This is a genomic window from Paracoccus sp. S1E-3, assembly GCF_013868135.1.
Lineage (GTDB): Bacteria > Pseudomonadota > Alphaproteobacteria > Rhodobacterales > Rhodobacteraceae > Paracoccus.
The window spans coordinates 44,684-57,212 of the sequence record NZ_JACEMU010000017.1; the positions used below are offsets into that span (position 1 = coordinate 44,684).

General features: G+C 67.3%; 13 protein-coding genes. 8 read left to right on the forward strand and 5 right to left on the reverse strand.

Annotation, left to right across the window (positions count from 1 at the left end; translation table 11 throughout):
* Window positions 1–13: 13 nt before the first annotated feature.
* On the reverse strand, window positions 14–1,288 hold the full coding sequence (locus H1S04_RS17510) for a folylpolyglutamate synthase/dihydrofolate synthase family protein (RefSeq protein WP_181746781.1): 1,275 nt from the start codon (window positions 1,286–1,288) through the stop codon (window positions 14–16).
* A 16-nt stretch (window positions 1,289–1,304) separates the two neighbouring features.
* Window positions 1,305–2,225, reverse strand: a complete 921-nt coding sequence (gene accD, locus H1S04_RS17515; protein ID WP_181746782.1) for an acetyl-CoA carboxylase, carboxyltransferase subunit beta — start codon at window positions 2,223–2,225, stop codon at window positions 1,305–1,307.
* A gap of 97 nt (window positions 2,226–2,322) precedes the next feature.
* Between accD and cls the strand changes: the two genes are divergently transcribed.
* The gene (cls, locus tag H1S04_RS17520; RefSeq protein ID WP_181746783.1) at window positions 2,323–3,756 is read left to right on the forward strand and encodes a cardiolipin synthase; all 1,434 of its coding nucleotides are present in this window, start codon (window positions 2,323–2,325) and stop codon (window positions 3,754–3,756) included.
* Window positions 3,757–3,849: 93 nt separating this feature from the next.
* On the opposite strand, the gene H1S04_RS17525 is transcribed toward cls, so the two are convergent.
* On the reverse strand, window positions 3,850–4,419 hold the full coding sequence (locus tag H1S04_RS17525) for a CAP domain-containing protein (protein WP_255435687.1): 570 nt from the start codon (window positions 4,417–4,419) through the stop codon (window positions 3,850–3,852).
* A 180-nt stretch (window positions 4,420–4,599) separates the two neighbouring features.
* Here H1S04_RS17525 and H1S04_RS17530 point away from each other — a divergent pair, with 180 nt between their 5' ends.
* Together H1S04_RS17530 and H1S04_RS17535 are read left to right on the forward strand one after the other, a co-directional pair.
* Window positions 4,600–5,385 (forward strand): DUF6478 family protein, encoded by a 786-nt coding sequence (locus H1S04_RS17530; RefSeq protein WP_181746784.1) that lies wholly within the window; start codon window positions 4,600–4,602, stop codon window positions 5,383–5,385.
* A 9-nt stretch (window positions 5,386–5,394) separates the two neighbouring features.
* Window positions 5,395–5,772 carry a hypothetical protein gene (locus H1S04_RS17535; RefSeq protein ID WP_181746785.1) on the forward strand — a complete coding sequence of 126 codons (378 nt, stop codon included), beginning with the start codon at window positions 5,395–5,397 and terminating at the stop codon, window positions 5,770–5,772.
* Window positions 5,773–5,805: 33 nt separating this feature from the next.
* Here H1S04_RS17535 and H1S04_RS17540 read toward each other — a convergent pair whose 3' ends face one another.
* Both H1S04_RS17540 and H1S04_RS17545 read right to left on the reverse strand, forming a co-directional pair.
* A complete protein-coding gene (locus H1S04_RS17540; protein ID WP_181746786.1) occupies window positions 5,806–6,522 on the reverse strand; it encodes an N-acetyltransferase in 717 nt (238 codons plus the stop codon).
* Complete coding sequence (locus H1S04_RS17545) at window positions 6,519–7,259, reverse strand: molybdopterin-binding protein (protein WP_181746787.1); 741 nt, start codon at window positions 7,257–7,259, stop codon at window positions 6,519–6,521. The genes H1S04_RS17540 and H1S04_RS17545 overlap by 4 nt, the downstream gene beginning before the upstream one ends.
* A gap of 109 nt (window positions 7,260–7,368) precedes the next feature.
* On the opposite strand from H1S04_RS17545, the gene map reads away from it, so the two are divergent.
* The 5 genes from map (at window position 7,369) to H1S04_RS17570 (ending at window position 12,528) form a co-directional block, all read left to right on the forward strand.
* Entirely contained in the window at window positions 7,369–8,172 is an 804-nt protein-coding gene (gene map, locus H1S04_RS17550) for a type I methionyl aminopeptidase (protein WP_181746788.1), read from the forward strand.
* Window positions 8,169–8,999, forward strand: coding sequence for a BadF/BadG/BcrA/BcrD ATPase family protein (locus H1S04_RS17555; RefSeq protein ID WP_181746789.1), 831 nt, complete (start codon window positions 8,169–8,171; stop codon window positions 8,997–8,999). The genes map and H1S04_RS17555 overlap by 4 nt, the downstream gene beginning before the upstream one ends.
* A 502-nt stretch (window positions 9,000–9,501) precedes the next feature.
* Window positions 9,502–10,548 (forward strand): tRNA preQ1(34) S-adenosylmethionine ribosyltransferase-isomerase QueA, encoded by a 1,047-nt coding sequence (gene queA, locus H1S04_RS17560; protein WP_181746790.1) that lies wholly within the window; start codon window positions 9,502–9,504, stop codon window positions 10,546–10,548.
* Between the two features lie 9 nt (window positions 10,549–10,557).
* A complete protein-coding gene (locus H1S04_RS17565) occupies window positions 10,558–11,886 on the forward strand; it encodes an MFS transporter (protein ID WP_181746791.1) in 1,329 nt (442 codons plus the stop codon).
* Between the two features lie 69 nt (window positions 11,887–11,955).
* Window positions 11,956–12,528 carry a DUF924 family protein gene (locus tag H1S04_RS17570; RefSeq protein ID WP_255435688.1) on the forward strand — a complete coding sequence of 191 codons (573 nt, stop codon included), beginning with the start codon at window positions 11,956–11,958 and terminating at the stop codon, window positions 12,526–12,528.
* The last annotated feature ends 1 nt before the right edge of the window (window position 12,529 follow it).

Here is a 12,529-nt window from a genome sequence, read left to right on the forward strand (position 1 = left end):
TGTTTATGTGCGTTCAGCCATTTTCGCGCAGCACGATCCCGGCCAGATACAGCGATCCGCAGATCAGCAGCCGGGCGCCGGGATGATATTCAGCCAGCGTCGTCACGGCGTGATGCACGTCCGCCGCGGTGGTGGCCTGCAGCCCGACCGAAATCGCGGCCTCCCGCGTGGTCGCGGCGGGCAGGGTATTCGCCTCACCAGGGATCGACACGGCGGTCAGGCTAAGCGCGACTTCGGCCAGCGGCCGCAGATAGCCCGCGACGTCCTTGGTGTTCAGCATCCCGCAGATCAGATGCGTGGGTTTCCGCGCCATGCCCGCCAGCGTGGCGGCGACAGCCTCGCCCCCGGCGGGGTTGTGGCCGCCATCCAGCCATAGCTCGCAATTATGGGCGGTGGCGATCTCGACCAGCGGGCCGCGCGTCAGGCGCTGCATCCGCGCCGGCCATTCGGCGCGCGTGACGGCCGCCTGCGCCTCGGGCGCGCCGAAACCAAGCGCGCGCAGCGCTGCGATGGCGGTGCCCGCATTGTCAATCTGGTGGGGGCCGGGCAGGTTGGGGCGCGGCAGGTCAATCAGCCCGTGATCGTCCTGAAAGATCATCCCGTCCGCTTCGGGCGCCACCTGCCATTGCTGGCCGCAGGCGATGACCGGCGCGCCGAGGCGTTGAGCCCGATCCTCGATCACCGCCAGCGCTGCGTCCTGCTGGCGACCGATGACGACCGGAACCCGGCGCTTGAGGATGCCGGCCTTCTCGCCTGCGATCTCGGGCAGGGTCTCGCCCAGATATTGGGTGTGGTCGATGCTGACCGGGGTGATGATGGTCAGCGCCGGCTGCGTCACCACATTGGTCGCGTCCAGCCGGCCGCCAAGGCCGACCTCCAGCAGGGTGTAATCCGCAGGCGTCCGGGCGAAGGCCAGAAAGGCGGCGGCGGTGGTCAGTTCGAAAAAGGTGATCGGGCGGCCGGCATTCACCTGCTCGATCTCGGTCAGGATCGCCGACAGATCGTCTTCGGGGATCAGGGTGCCCGCCAGCCGGATGCGCTCGTGGAACCGCGCCAGATGCGGCGAGGTATAGGCATGGACGCGCTTGCCCGCCGCTTCCAGCCCGGCGCGGATCATCGCCTGGGTCGAGCCCTTGCCATTTGTCCCTGCGATGTGGATCACCGCCGGCAGACGGTCCTGGGGGTTGCCCAGATCGTCCAGCAATCGCATCATCCGGTCCAGCGACAGGTCGATGATCTTCGGGTGCAGCCCCATCACGCGCTGCAGAATGGCGTCGGAATGATCCATGGCGCGGGGCTGTGCGTCAGGCCTTCGCGGGTTCGGCGGCGGCCGGAACGCCGGGGGCGGGGGGCGGCAGCTCGCCCATCACGGCGGGGGGCTGGCGCATCATCATGCGCAGGATGGTGATCAGTTCCTCACGCAGGTCGCCGCGCTTGGTCACGCGGTCCAGCATTCCGTGATCCAGCAGGTATTCCGCGCGCTGGAAGCCCTCAGGCAGTTTTTCGCGGATGGTCTGTTCGATCACCCGCGGACCGGCAAAGCAGATCAGCGCATTCGGCTCGGCGATCTGGACATCGCCCAGCATGGCATAGGAGGCGGTGACGCCGCCCGTGGTCGGATGGGTCAGCACGACGATATAGGGCAGACCCGCTTCCTTCAGCATCTCGACCGCGACGGTGGTGCGCGGCATCTGCATCAGCGACAGGATGCCTTCCTGCATCCGTGCGCCACCCGCGGCCGAGAACAGCACCAGCGGGCGCTTCAGCTGCACGGCGCGTTCGGCGGCGGCCACGATGGCGTTGCCCACATACATCCCCATGGAGCCGGCCATGAAGCTGAAATCCTGCGCGGCGGCGACGATCGGGGTGCGGCCCATCTCGCCCTCGGCGACCAGCATGGCCTCTTTTTCGCCGGTGGATTTCTGCGCGGCCTTCAGCCGTTCGGGGTATTTCTTCTGGTCGCGGAATTGCAGCGGGTCGGTGATCGGCTCGGGCACCGGCACTTCCTTGAAGATGCCGTTGTCGAACAGCGCCGCAAAACGGTCGCGCGGGGTAATCGGCAGGTGATGGCCGCAATTGGTGCAGACCTGCAGGTTGTCGGCCAATTCGCGGTGGAACAGCATGGTTCCGCATTCGGGGCACTTCGTCCACAGGTTCTCGGGCACCTCGCGCCGTGAAAACAGCGAGTTGATGCGCGGGCGGACGTAATTCGTGATCCAGTTCATCTGCGGCAGGCTCCTGACCTCGGGTCGAGGGACAGATAGGCCGGCTGGCGCCGAATTGCAATTGCGGCGGCCGTCCGGGCAAGGTTTCATGGCGGCCATGTGGATGACCCTGCTGATCAGCCTGAACTATCTCGCCGCCGCCGTCGTGGTCCTGCGGGTGCTGACACGCTCGCGGATGGAGCCGTCGGTCCGGCTGGCCTGGATCATGGTGATCGAGGTGGTGCCGGTCGTCGGCATCATCGCCTATTTCCTGTTCGGCGAGGTGCGTGTCGCCCGCGCCGAACGTCAGAAGGCCGCCGATATCCGCGCCCGGCTGAGCGGGATGTGGACCCCCAGCCCCGAGGCGGTGACCGATCCGCCCGAATGGCTGGCCGGAATTTCGGCGACCGCCCATGCGGTGGGGGGCATGGTGCCGGTGGCGGGCAACCGGCTGGTGCTGCTGTCCGAAAACGACGATGGTTTCGATCCGATGATCGAGGCCATCGATGCGGCGCAGGATCATGTCCATGTGCTGTTCTATATCTGGCTCGACGACGTGTCTGGCCGGCGTGTCGCCGACGCGCTGATCGGCGCCGCGCGGCGCGGGGTTGCCTGCCGGGTCCTGGTCGACGCGGTGGGATCGCGCCGATTCACCCGCTCTGACGCGTGGCGGCAGATGGAGGCTGCGGGGGTCGAACTGGCCGAGGCCATGCCGACCGGGTTTTCGCTGTTGCTGAGCATGCTGACCCGGCGGCTCGACCTGCGCAACCACCGCAAGATCGTGCTGATCGACAACCGCATCGGCTTTACCGGCAGCCGGAACGCCGCCGACATGGCCTTCGCGGTCAAGCGCCGGTTTGCGCCCTGGATCGACGTGTGGTTCGCCATTGAAGGTCCGGTGCTGCGCCAGATGCAGGGCGTCTTTCTGGCCGACTGGATGAGCTATACCGGCGACGATCTGGGCGAGCGTGTTCTGGCGGCGGTGCCAGCCGCCACCCGCCCCGGCGTGATCGGCCAGGTGGTGGCGACCGGCCCCGACCGGCGGGCGGGCAGCGTCTCGGATTGCATCATCGCCATGCTTGCCGCCGCCCGTCGCGAGGTCATCATCACCACGCCCTATTACGTCCCGAGCACCGCATTGGACATGGCGGTTCAGGCCTGTGCGCAGCGGGGGGTCGCGGTCACGCTGATCCTGCCCGCGCGCAATGATTCGCTGTTTGTCGGGGCGACCTCGGAAGGATTTTATCTGGGTCTGCTGCGGGCCGGGGTGCGGCTGTTGCTGTTCGAGCCGGGGCTGCTCCATGCCAAGCTGGGCACCGTCGATGGCCGGGTGGCGATGCTGGGCAGCGGTAATCTCGACCGGCGCAGTTTCGAGTTGAACTACGAGATGAACCTGATCGTCGTCAGCGAGGAGGCGACCGCCGAGATCAACGCCCGACAGGACAGCTATATTGCCCGCTCGCGGCAATTGTCGCTGGCCGAGGTCGAGGCGTGGCCCAGCTGGCGCCGGATCCGCAACAATATGCTGGCGCTCGCGACGCCGCTGCTGTGACGCGGGGCGGCAAGCGCGATCTGGCTGCGGCGAAGCACCGGAATGGGAGATCGGCGGCGCGGGCGCGGCGCCGATCATTGCCATGAGGGCGCTTTAACCTTTCGGTTTGCCGTAGATCGCGGCCCAGAAGGTCGTCTTGCCATCGGCCGCCACGGCCTGCCCGATGCCGTAATCCTGCGTGCCGGAGATGACGATATTCGACAGGTGGTCGGGCGAGCTGTTCCATTCCGACAGCACCCGGTTCAGGTCGAAGCGTCCGGCGGCGATGTTTTCCGCTGTCAGCCGCGGCGCGTAGCCGTAGCCCTTCGCGCGGGCCATCGGGCCGGTGGTCTTGGTGCCGGCATGGGTCATGGCGCCCCGCATGGCCATTTCGCAGGCATGCGCTTCGGCCGCGCGCTGCAGGCGGGGATTGGTGCGCAGCGGCGTCAGCCCCCGCGCGGCGCGGGTGCGATTCGTTGCGGCCAGTGCGGCCGCCGCCGCATCGGGACTGGTCGGAACGCAACGCGCCTGGCCGGCGGCGGCGGCCATGATTTCACCCTTGCCGTTGGTCCGAACGATGCCGTTCGGCAGTTTCGGCGACAGGGTCGAGGTGCGCGCGGTCATTTGCGGCGCTTCGGGCGGGGCGGTGCACGCCGCAAGCAGCAGCACAACCGCGGGGATCATGAAGTGATGAAGGACGTTCATTTCAATTTTTCGCGCTATGGTTGATTCGACGCAGGCGACTGCTTCATAACCCGGTTCGTCTTAAAGTCGAGTTAAAGTCTGCCCCGCCGGCCCTTGCCCCAGCGTTCCGGCTTGATTATGCCGAAAGGGAACGAAATTTCCCTGGAAGCTCGGCTGAAAATGGCCTTCCGCCCCAAACGTTGGATCGACCGTGTCCTTCGACAGCGCGCCGAAGCCCAATGGGCCCGGCTGAGCGAGGGCGGCGCCGGGCTGCGCAGCGGCCGGCTGCGCTATCTGCGCGACGAGGCGGCGGCCCTGCGCCAAAGTCTCGACCGCTTTCTGCTGCAATCGGACCACCGTTTGGCGACCTCGCGTGCCGGGCTCAACGATATTGCGCTGCCGGGGGGCACCGATTGGCGCTGGCGGCCGGAATTCCTGTCGGCGCCGGGGCGGCCCTCCGGTCTGGCGGCGCCGGAAAACGCGACCCGCATGGGCGATCGCGTTACCATCTGGCATGATTGTCCGCATCGCGCGCTGATCCTGCGGCAGGTGCAGAACGCGCGCGCGACCGACCTGGCCACGCATGGGTTGCGGGTCGAGGTGATGGGCTTTGCGGGCGACTTCCTGTCCATGTCCATCGACCTGCCGCAGGCGGCGCTGCAGGGCCTGACGCGCAACCATATCATCCGGCTGGAATCCGTGGTCGAGGTCGAGCGTGCGCAGGAGATCTATTTCCGCCTGAATATCGGCAACGGCCCGAATACCGAGGAATTGCTGCGCCATCTGGGTGGCGTGGTCCCTGGTCGTGCCTGCCAGAACGTGACCGAATTCGATCTTGCCCTGACCGAGATGAACGAGAAGCGGCTGGGGAAGATCTGGCTGGATGTGATCTTCGAGAAGCCGCAGATGAACGCCGTCACCATCCGCGAAATGATCCTGTCGCGCCATCCGCGCGCGCAAGTCTAGGGGGCTGGCATGTCCGATTTCGAATCGCAGGGCCTGAAGGCGGGAAACTGGACCGGCACCCTGCTGCGCCCGACCGCGCCGAAGCGTGTTCTGCTGACCCATCTAGGCCTGCTCGTGGCCGAGGCGCGGGTCCGGCCCGTTCAGCCGGGCAGTTGGCGCATCGAGGTCGCCATTCCTCCAGAATGCCTGTCAGACGGCGTCCAGAGCCTGACCCTGCTGGCCGACGACGGCGAGGGCGATCAGCCGATGCCGGGGGCCGAGCGACTGGCAGCGCTGTCTCTGGTGGCGGGGGCGCCGCTGGACCTTGATCTGCGGGCGGAAATCGACCTGATCCGGGCCGAGCTGGAATTGCTGAAACGCGAATTTCGCCGGATCGTCACCGGGTAACCCCGGTTTTATCGACGCTGAGCGGCCGTAAAATCAGCGGCCGTAATAACTGTAGCCGCCGATCCCGGTGAAGCCCAGGCCGTGGTACAGCGCCAGGGCGGGGGCGTTGCTGGCCGTGACCGCCAGCAGCATGGTCCGGGCGCCGTGATCGCGCGCCCAGAATGCGGCCTCACGGACCATCCAGCCCGCCAGGCCCTTTCGGCGCTGCGCGGGCACCACCTCCAGCGCGTGCAGCACGGCTGCCGGGCCATCGGCGGCAACGAAAGCCACGCCGGCGGCGCGGTCGTCGACACGGCCGAGGATGGCGGCTTTCGGCAGCGCCACCCGGTCCATCACCGCCTGCCGCGCCGCGTCGATGCCCTGTTCGCGCCACAGGTCGCGCTGAATCGCCAGCGGCGGCCAGATCGCGAAGGCGGTGACGCGGGGGACCGGCGTCTCGGTCAGCCGCGAAACGGGCGCCGTCATCAGCCGCGTCGGCTTGCGCGCCTGCCAGCTGCGGGCCAGCAGCCAAGGCCCGAGCGGGTCCTCATCGGAAAGGCGGAACAGTGGCGTCTGGCCCCAGTCGGACTGGATCTCAATGGCGCGGTCGATATCGGCCTCGGTCCAGTCGGGGCCGTTGAGGCTGGCGGAATTGACCCGGTCCCCGCCGCCCGGCGTATGGCCGATGCGGATGGCCCCGGCCATGGCGTGACGGGCGGGCGGCCAACTGGCCGCGAAGGCGGCCTCCAGCGTGGCCAGCGGCAGGTTCATACGCCGATTCGCCGTTTCAGGTCGGACATGGCGGCGCTGACGCGTGCCGGATCCAGCCCGCGCACCACCAGCGCCGTGCCATAGACACCATCGCGATGCCAGGGATAGGAGCCGAGCGAGAGGTCGGAATAGGCCTCGGCCACGGCTTTCAGGTCGTCGGCCACCAGCGACTCGCCCCGATGGACATCCACCGATTCGCTGATCGGCGGACGACCCGTCGGCAGGTCGGGCAGAATGGCCTCGACCATGGCCCGGAACACCTCGGGCACCCCGGCCATGACATAGGTGTTGCCGATGTGGAAACCGGGCGCGGCACTGACCTTGTTTCGGATCAGCTCGGCCCCGAGCGGAATGCGGGCCATGCGCAGCGCGTTTTCGGTGGGGGTAACGCCGCGCGCCTCCCAGCGGGCGCGCATGTCGGCAAGCGCGTCCTCGTTCATCCCGATGCCCACGCCGAAGGCCTGGGCCACGGCATCGGCGGTCACGTCGTCATGGGTGGGACCGATCCCGCCCGAGGTGAACAGCAGGTCATAGCGTCCGCCCAGGGTGCTGTCCAAGGCGCGGATCGCCTCGACGATCAGGTCCTGTTCGTCTGCCACGACACGGATTTCCTTCAGATCGATCCCGACCGCCGACAGGACGCCCGACAGGTGATGGGCATTGCCTTCGCGGGTCCGGCCCGACAGGATTTCGTCGCCGATGACGAGGATCGCGGCAGTCTTGTTATCCGATTGCATGGGCACCTCCGTTCGCGGGCGCAGCTTACGCGGGCGTCCGGGCCGGAACAAGCGGGGCTGGAACAAGCGGGCCGGCATGGTTATGTCTCGGGCAACGAAAGGTTACGCCATGAATGACGGTTCTTTGACGCGGGAAGGCATCCGCATCCACCAGCCCGGTGATTTCGCGGGCATGCACAGGGCCGGGGCGCTGGCGGCACAGATCCTGGACGAGGTCGGCGCGCTGGTTCAGCCGGGCACGACCACCGGGGCGATCGACGATTTCATCCGAAACCGGGTCGAGGAGGCCGGCGCGACCTCGGCCACCATCGGCTATCGGGGCTATCAGCATGCCAGCTGCATCAGTGTGAACCATGTCGTCTGTCACGGCATTCCCGGCGACAAGATTCTGAAGGACGGCGATATCCTGAATATCGACGTCACCGTGATCGTCGATGGCTGGTATGGCGACAGTTCGCGCATGTATGTGGCGGGAACGCCCTCGGTGAAGGCAAAGCGGCTGATTCAGGTCACCCATGATGCGCTGATGAAGGGGATCGAGGCCGTGCGCCCCGGTGCCACCCTGGGCGATATCGGTTGGGCGATCCAGGAATATGCCGAGGGCCAGCGGATGTCGGTGGTGCGCGATTTCTGCGGCCACGGTCTGGGCCGCGTCTTCCATGCGCCGCCGAACGTGCTGCATTTCGGCCGCCCCGGCAAAGGGCCAGTGCTGGAGGAGGGGATGTTCTTCACCATCGAGCCGATGATCAACCTTGGCCGGCCCGAGACGAAGACGCTGGCGGATGACTGGACGGCGGTGACCCGTGACAAGTCGCTGTCGGCGCAGTTCGAGCATTCGATCGGCGTGACCGCGACCGGGGCCGAGATCTTTACCCTGTCGCCCGGCGGTAAATTCTACCCGGATCTGGGTTGAGGCTGTTTCTCGGCCTCGACGGCGGCGGGACCGGCTGCCGCGCGGTGCTGACCGATGCAGACGGTACGGTTCTGGGCCGGGGCGAGGGCGGCCCCGCGAATGTCATGTCCGATCCCGAAGGCGCTGTGGCGGCGCTGCGGGCCTGCGCGGGCGCCGCCCTCGGCGGCCATGATGCGGCGCAGGTCACGGCGGTGCTGGGGCTGGCTGGGGCCAATACCTCGAACGCGGCCGTGTGGCTGCCGCCGCTGCTGCCCTTTGGCCGCGTCCGGGTCGTGCAGGATGCCCAGACCGCCGCCGCAGGGGCGCTGGGGGCCGATGACGGGATCGTGGCCGCGATGGGCACCGGGTCGGTCTTCATCCGCCAGTCGCGGGGCGAGGTGGTGACCGTTGGCGGCTGGGGACCTGTTCTGGGCGATGAAGGATCCGGCAACTGGCTGGGGCGCCGCTTTCTGGCGCATGTGCTGCGGGCTTCGGACGGCCTGGCGACCGAGTCTCCGCTGACCCGCGCCACCATCACCCGTCATGGCGGCCGGAACCGGATCGTGGCTTTTGCGCGCAGCGCCTCGGGTGCCGATTTCGCTGCCGAGGCGCGCCACATCCAGTCCCATGGCAACGATCCCGCGGCGCAGGAATTGCTGGATGATGCTGCGCGGGTGGTCGCCCAATCCATCGCCGTTCTGCAGCCCGACGCATCCCTGCCGGTCACCTTCACCGGCGGTCTTGGTCCGCTTTATGCCGGGCTTTTGGTGGGGCGGTGGCCGCAACGCGCGCCTTTGGGTTCGCCGCTCGACGGTGCCCTGCGGCTGGCACGTATCGGGTTTGACTAAATTGCCCGGTGTTCGGGCTTTGCGTCGAATCACTGCTTTGGGCTAAGTCATCAGCACGGCCAGAAGGCCAGATCCATTCGGTTTCGGGCGCGGTGATACTGGGGTGCGCACGGGATGAAAGGGGTTCTGGCAAGGCGGCCGGGACCCCTTTTATCGGGTCGACGCCTCCGCGACTCCCTTGCGCCGAATGCAGCCGCAATAGCACTCCGTATCTCGCCTTGCGCCCTCAGCCTGACGTTCCCGCAGGCCCCGCAGGGGGGCTGCGGCATCGCGACTGGCTGTGGCATCCCGATAGGTTGCGGCATTTCGATCGACTGTTTGACGGTTGCGCACGGCATGGCGCACCAGTTCGTGTCTACCGGTCCTGTCGGCCGTCAGCCGTCGGGAACCGCCGGCGATCTCTCGGCCTTCCGGCGTCTTTGTGCCAACCGCTGACCGATGTGAATGGCGGCATGGCGAGGCGGGGCTTGACCTGCCGATGCGGCGGGAAGACAAGCCATCTATGCAGCTTTCCGATTTCGACTTTCACCTGCCCGAGGGGCTGATCGCTACCCGGCCCGCCCGTCCGCGCAGCAGCGCGCGGTTGCTGGTGGCCGATGGCGATACCATTGCCGACCGCCATGTCCGCGACCTGACCGAGCTGTTGGGGCCGGGCGATCTGCTGGTGCTGAACGACACCAAGGTGATCCCGGCGCGGCTGTCGGGGACGCGCGCGCGCCAGACCCCGCAGGGCGAGGTCACCGCCAAGGTCGAAATCACCCTGCTGGAACCGCTGGCCCATGGCTGGCGGGCGCTGGCGAAGCCCTTGCGCAAGCTGAAGCCGGGCGAGGTGATCCGCTTCGGCGACCTCCTCGCGGCCACCGTCGCCGAGATGTCGGAAACCGAGTTGGTTCTGCAATTCGACGCCGAAGGGACGGCACTGGATGCGGCGCTGGAGCAGGTCGGCGCCATGCCGCTGCCTCCATATATCGCCGCCCTGCGCGCCCCCGACGAGGCCGACCGCGCGGATTATCAGACCGTATGGGCAAAGAACTCCGGCGCGGTCGCCGCCCCCACAGCCAGCCTGCATTTCGATGATGCGCTGCTGGCGCAGCTCCGCGACCGGGGCGTGCGCTTCGTCCATGTCACCCTGCATGTCGGCGCCGGCACCTTCCTGCCGGTCAAGGTCGAGGACGTGACCACCCACCGCATGCATGCCGAATGGGGCGAGGTCACGCCCGAGGCCGCTGCCCGCATCAACGAGACGAAGGCGGCGGGCGGAAGGGTGATCCCGGTCGGCACCACCGCGCTGCGGCTGATCGAATCGGCGGCGGACGACGACGGGCGCGTCCAGCCCTTTGCCGCCGCGACCGACATCTTCATCTATCCCGGCTACCGTTTCCGGGTGACCGACGCGCTGATGACCAATTTCCACCTGCCGAAATCGACCCTGCTGATGCTGGTCTCGGCGCTGATGGGGCAGCAGCGCATCCGCAACATCTACCGACACGCTGTCGATACCGGTTACCGGTTCTTCTCCTATGGCGACGCCTCGCTTCTGATCCCGTAAAGGTCCGGCATGATTACCGTTCTGCGCAATTCCTGGCCGCTTCTTCTGGGCATCCTGCTGCTGCTGGTCGGCAACGGTATGCAGGGGACGCTGCTGGGCATCCGGGGCGGGATCGAGCAGATCTCGACCGACCGCATGGCGGTGGTCATGGCGGGCTATTTCGCGGGTTTCCTGCTGGGCAGTCGGATCGCGCCGGGAATGATCCAGCGCGTCGGCCATGTGCGGGTCTTCGCGGCGCTCGGCTCGCTGATCTCGGCGGTGCTGATCCTCTATGCCGCCGTGCCGAACTGGATCGCCTGGACGCTGCTGCGGGTGCTGATCGGGTTCTCCTTCTCGGGGGTGTATATCACCGCCGAAAGCTGGCTGAACGCATCGAGCAGCAACGAGAATCGCGGGCAGGCCATGTCGGCCTATATGATCGTGCAGATGGCCGGGCTGGTCACGGCGCAGGTGCTGGTCAATTTCGGCGATCCCAGCGGGTTCATGCTGTTCATCCTGCCGTCGGTGCTGGTATCGCTGGCCTTCACGCCGATCCTGCTGGCGGCGACACCCGCCCCCGCCTTCGGGGCGTTGAAACGGATGAGCATCCGGCGCCTGTATCAGGTCTCGCCGCTCGGCTGTATCGGCATCTTCATCATGGGCGGGGTGTTTTCGGCGCTGTTGGGCATGACCTCGGTCTGGGGCACCATCCTGCAGATGAGCGTGCGCGACATCTCGGCCATCGTCGCGGCGGTCTATCTGGGCGGGCTGATCGCGCAATTCCCCATCGGCTGGCTGTCCGACCGCATGGACCGCCGCCTGCTGATCCTGCAGCTGTTGTTGCTGGGCGTGGCGGTGGTGGTGCTGCAACTGGTCTTTCAGCCCGGCATCTGGGGCCTGATCGCGGTCGCCGCCATCGCCGGTGGCGTCGCCAACCCGGTCTATGCGCTGCTGCTGGCCCATACCAACGACTATCTGGACGCCGATGACATGGCGGCGGCCTCGGCCGGGCTGCTGTTCCTGAACGGGCTGGGGGCGATTGGCGGCCCGCTGATCGTCGGGCGGATGATGGCGATGATGGGGCCGAACGGCTATTGGATCTTCATCGGCACGCTGATGGCGGCGCTGGCGAGCTATACCGCCTGGCGGATGACCCGGCGCGAGGCTCGCCCCGCGGACGAGACCGGTAATTTCGCCGTCATCGCGCCCGCCGCCTCGCCCGTCGCGGTCGAGGTCGCGCTGGAGGCCGCGCAGGACGATACCCCAGCCGAGGCGGCGCAGGGCGACCTCGCCCCCGCCGATTACGAGCCCGCGCGGGGCGAGGCTTCGGATGGGGCCGGTCAGGACGCGCCCCGCTAGGCGCCGATACCGGCTTGCGCCCCCGGCGCCGCTGCGGCAACGATAAAGGGGACCATGGGAGGGCAGGCGATGACTCCGCAGCAGATTAACGCGTTCTGGCTGGACGAGGTCGGCGAAAAACGCTGGTACAAAAGCGATCCCGATCTGGACCGGACCATCCGCGACCGGTTCGGCGCCACATGGGAACAAGCCGATTCGCTGGCGACCGATTGGACGAGCAGCGCCGAGGGCGCCTTGGCGATGCTGATCCTGACCGACCAGTTCCCGCGCAACATGTTCCGCGGCAATGCCCGCAGCTTCGCCACCGACAAGCTGGCCCGGCGTATCGCCGATCAAGCCATCGCCGCCGGCTTCGACATCGCGACGCCCGAACCGGCGCGGCAGTTCTTCTATCTGCCTTTCATGCATTCCGAGGAGATGGGCGATCAGAACCGCGCCGTCACCCTGTTCGAGGATCGAATGCCCGGTGACAATCTGCGCCACGCCCATCTGCACCGCGAGGTCATCCGCCGCTTCGGTCGCTTTCCCTGGCGCAACGATCCGCTGGGGCGCGAGACGACACCGCAGGAACGCGCCTTTCTGGACGCCGGCGGCTATGGTGCACTGGTGAGCGGGCGGGTGTCGCTTGCTGACGCTGGGTAAA